This window comes from Mesorhizobium qingshengii, assembly GCF_900103325.1.
Taxonomy (GTDB): domain Bacteria; phylum Pseudomonadota; class Alphaproteobacteria; order Rhizobiales; family Rhizobiaceae; genus Mesorhizobium; species Mesorhizobium qingshengii.
The window spans coordinates 1-3673 of record NZ_FMXM01000069.1 but is presented as its reverse complement, the minus strand read 5'-3'; the positions used below and the strand labels follow the sequence as shown (position 1 = coordinate 3673).

Genomic DNA, 3673 nt, shown 5'->3' with positions numbered 1-3673 from the left:
TCATTCGTCATTCTCCTGTTCCGGCACTCATGCCGATCTCAGGCAGAAATTCCACTTATCACTCTGTCCAATTTTGCCGAGCCACCTCTCTCATCCATGACATGGATGTTTATTATCCGAAGAATTGATTTGTTGAATGTGCTTTTGGAAAGCTAACCGTTGGGATCCTCGTGTATCGGGGAGGGCAACGCAGGCTTGGCCAAGGCCGCGGCAAAAAGGGAGAACGATCCGAGACAAATTCCAGGCAAGTTCGCGGGCATGTTGGCTGGTATCCGCCTAGCGCAGGCCGACAGTTCGCATGCTCCTCCGATTCGTCTTCCCAAAGAGAATCACGAAGACTGCGACGAGTTGCGCGAATTGTGCTGCCCACTCAGCAGTCCCGGCGACCCATCCTACATTGATCGGAGATGAAATGCGAACGCTATTGGTTGACCACCATGTGGGTCTTACACGAGCCGTGGAAGTTGCACTTGGGGCTAGCGGTTTCGCCGTTGATGTCGTTCGCACACTGGAACTCGCATCGAGTGCATTATCTTGCGCTAGATATGAAATTCTCCTGCTGGAGTTGGCTCTGCCAGATGGCGACGGCCTGGATTGGCTGAAACAACTAAGGAGTGACGGACATTCAGTTCCAGCTCTCGTTTTGAGCAACGTCGACGATCTTGAGAAGCGAATTGCGATTTTCAACGGTGGCGCGGACGACTTTCTTCTTAAGCCCGTCTCGACCGATGAGCTCATTGCCAGAATGAGAGCCGTTCTGCGACGATCGACACAGATGACCGACCCCATCATTGCATTTGGCAATCTCCATTTCGATCCGATCGGCCGACAGGTCTGCGTTGCCGGTTTCCCGGTGACGGTCGCACGCCGTGAATTATGTATCCTAGAGCATCTGCTCAATCGCGCAGGCCGAATCGTGCCACGCGCCCAGTTGGAAGATCACCTGTATTCATTCAACGATGAAGTATCTGCCAACGCTCTTGAAGTCGGAATCTATCGTTTACGTAGATATCTGTGTAGATCCGGCGCAACGCCACGGATAACAACCGTGCGCGGCATTGGTTATGTTCTCGAATGTGAATAACGCGACATCCGTCGTTGGCCGAATTGAAAGAGAAGACCGCCTTGAAAATCATTCCAACTGATTATCCTGACACCCCTCTGCGACAGCCGCCCGTTGTCGGCCCTATACCTCCTACCGCTTCTCCTCACTTGGGCCTGCTCCTCTGCGCGCTCCTTCTTTCATATCCAGTTCCTGTCCTGGCCCAGGGCATCGAGGACAAAGTTGCGCAGCGCCCAGCTTCCAACGGTATCGATGGCACGCTGAACCTTTCCTCTTCGCTCGGCAAGACCGTCCATTTGCCCGCACCGGCCAGGACCATCTTTGTGGCTGACCCGACGATCGCGGACTATCAGGCAGCCTCGAGCACAACCATCTTCGTATTTGGGAAGAAAACGGGGCGGACAAGCCTATTTGCGCTGGATGACAAAGGCGAGGCTCTGGCCGCGTTGCGTATTGTCGTCACGCAACCCATTGAGGAACTGCGTGCCATGCTGAGCGACCAGGTTGGCGACTCTTCAATCCAAGTGAGCTATACACCGCGGGGCGCAATCCTTAGCGGCACAGCTCGCAATGCGGAACTTGCCGACAAAGCAAAAAGAGTCACAGAGCAATATCTCGGTGACGGTGCACAAGTCGTCAATAACATCAAGGTTGCGGGGTCGTTACAAGTGAATCTGAGTGTAAGGGTAGCGGAGGTCTCCCGCAGCGCTATGAAGGCACTCGGTGTGAATCTGTCCGCCTTTGGTCAAATCGATAATTTCAGAGTGGGTTTGTTAAGTGGGGAAGGGGCCGGCTTTGGTGCAGCGCAGGGTGGCGGGACAGCAGAAATCGGATTCAACAATGGTGCGGTCAACATCGGCGCAGTTCTGGACGCGCTCGCCAAAGAGCACATTGCTTCCGTTCTGGCCGAGCCGAATCTCACCGCGATGTCCGGTGAAACTGCCAGCTTTCTCGCCGGCGGAGAATTTCCCATCCCTGTTTTGCGGGAGAACGGGCAAGTTTCGGTTGACTTCCGTCACTTCGGCGTAAGCTTGGAATTCCTGCCGACCGTTCTCAGCAATAATCGAATCAACATTCACGTAAAGCCGGAAGTCAGCGAACTGACGTCCCAAGGTGCGGTTCAAATCCAAGGTATCTCCGTACCGGCAGTTTCCACACGCCGGGCCGACACAGTCGTCGAACTTGCCAGCGGGCAGAGCTTTGCAATTGGCGGTCTCATCAGGCGCAATGTCAATAATAACGTCAATGCCTTTCCCTTTCTCGGCAAGATTCCGGTCCTTGGAGCCCTGTTTCGATCCTCCTCGTTTCAAAAGGAGGAATCAGAACTGATAATTCTGGTTACGCCTTACATCGTAAGGCCCAGCTCCAGCCCCAAGCAGATGAGCGCGCCGACGGACCAAATGGCGCCAGCTTTGGACGGTGCTCCGACGAATACGCGGGCAATTGCGCCGCGAGGCCACGCAGCCGCCCACGCTGACGCGGCAGGGGCCAAGCGCGGTCGCGGCTTCATAATTGAATAGGTGATTGAATGGTTTCGCGGATCAAAGTTCTCCTTATCACCCTGATAGTCAGCGCAAGTGGCTGCACAAACACTGCGCCGATCTATGTCGAGCCGTCAGCGCCAATCCTTGTCCGATCGGAAACGACCGTCTTGACATTACAGAGTCTTCGCGCTTCCGAACGGCGGCGTTTGCGTGTTTTCCTTGAAGGGACTAGTCGCGGCCGGCGCGATGCCCTTCATCTCCATATCTGGGGTTCGCCCCGGCTCAGCGCAGAGGTAGTTCATCAGGCCAGGCAGATGGGTATTGACACTTACAAAATCCATTTGCTCCATCGAATTGACGGACGGGCTGTCCAAGTAGAAGCGATTGTGTATTATGCCCTCCCACCGGCCTGTCCATCGTACGCTGGTACTTTACTAGGTGACAAATTCTTCGAAGAGACACTGGGCTGTTCGACACGACGTAGCCTAGCTGCGATGGTTAACGATCCGCGCGATTTGCTCGGCAACACGTCTGTCGAGCCGGGCGATGGCGAACGTGCGGCCATACCAGTTGCAACATACAGGTCGGTCGGCGCCAGCAAAGGTCGCTGACTTGCAGCGGGCCAGAACATCATGCGGTGTTGAGCGTCACTATACAGGTTCGGCAATGTATGGCCCGCCCCGTCTGCAAGCGGAATGTTAAAGAGGGCACACCCGGTCTTCACCAATGTATCCGGCCTCAGCGCCTTGGCGCCCTGCCAGATGGAGATTCGCACGCCCGGCTCCTAAAAGATACCCGCCCTCGAAAGGGCCGCTGCCTGCCTACAGGTTTGCCGAACGCCGATCAACCGTTGGGCCTTCTCTGTGTACATCCTCCCGCAAACTTCATGCGGCCAAGCAGTAGCCGGGACGCTCCCGCTCAACCAAGCTCGTTATCCCTTCGAGGCCATTGCGGCTTCGTAAGGGCTCTGGTTCGACATTACGGCTCAAGCGATCTGGGCCAGCTTATTGACGAGCGCAACGACCACGTTAAGAGGTGGCTCGGCAAAATTGGACAGAGTGATAAGTGGAATTTCTGCCTGAGATCGGCATGAGTGCCGGAACAGGAGAATGACGAATGAGCAGCC

Annotated in this window: 3 protein-coding genes; all 3 read left to right on the top strand. The window is 55.4% G+C overall.

Annotated elements, in window-relative coordinates; translation table 11 throughout:
• The first annotated feature begins 412 nt into the window (after positions 1–412).
• The 3 genes from BLS48_RS34160 to BLS48_RS34150 are packed head-to-tail and all read left to right on the top strand — an operon-like array spanning position 413 to position 3158.
• Complete coding sequence (locus tag BLS48_RS34160) at positions 413–1084, top strand: winged helix-turn-helix domain-containing protein (RefSeq protein WP_084791841.1); 672 nt, start codon at positions 413–415, stop codon at positions 1082–1084.
• Positions 1085–1125: 41 nt separating this feature from the next.
• Positions 1126–2583 carry a type II and III secretion system protein family protein gene (locus BLS48_RS34155; RefSeq protein ID WP_084791881.1) on the top strand — a complete coding sequence of 486 codons (1458 nt, stop codon included), beginning with the start codon at positions 1126–1128 and terminating at the stop codon, positions 2581–2583.
• Between the two features lie 8 nt (positions 2584–2591).
• Entirely contained in the window at positions 2592–3158 is a 567-nt protein-coding gene (locus BLS48_RS34150) for a CpaD family pilus assembly lipoprotein (protein ID WP_084791842.1), read from the top strand.
• Positions 3159–3673 lie beyond the last annotated feature (515 nt).

Coding starts and splice junctions, on each gene's coding strand:
- BLS48_RS34150 (WP_084791842.1), top strand. CDS start 2,592: ATGGTTTCGCGGATCAAAGTTCTCCTTATCACCCTGATAGTCAGCGCA.
- BLS48_RS34160 (WP_084791841.1), top strand. CDS start 413: ATGCGAACGCTATTGGTTGACCACCATGTGGGTCTTACACGAGCCGTG.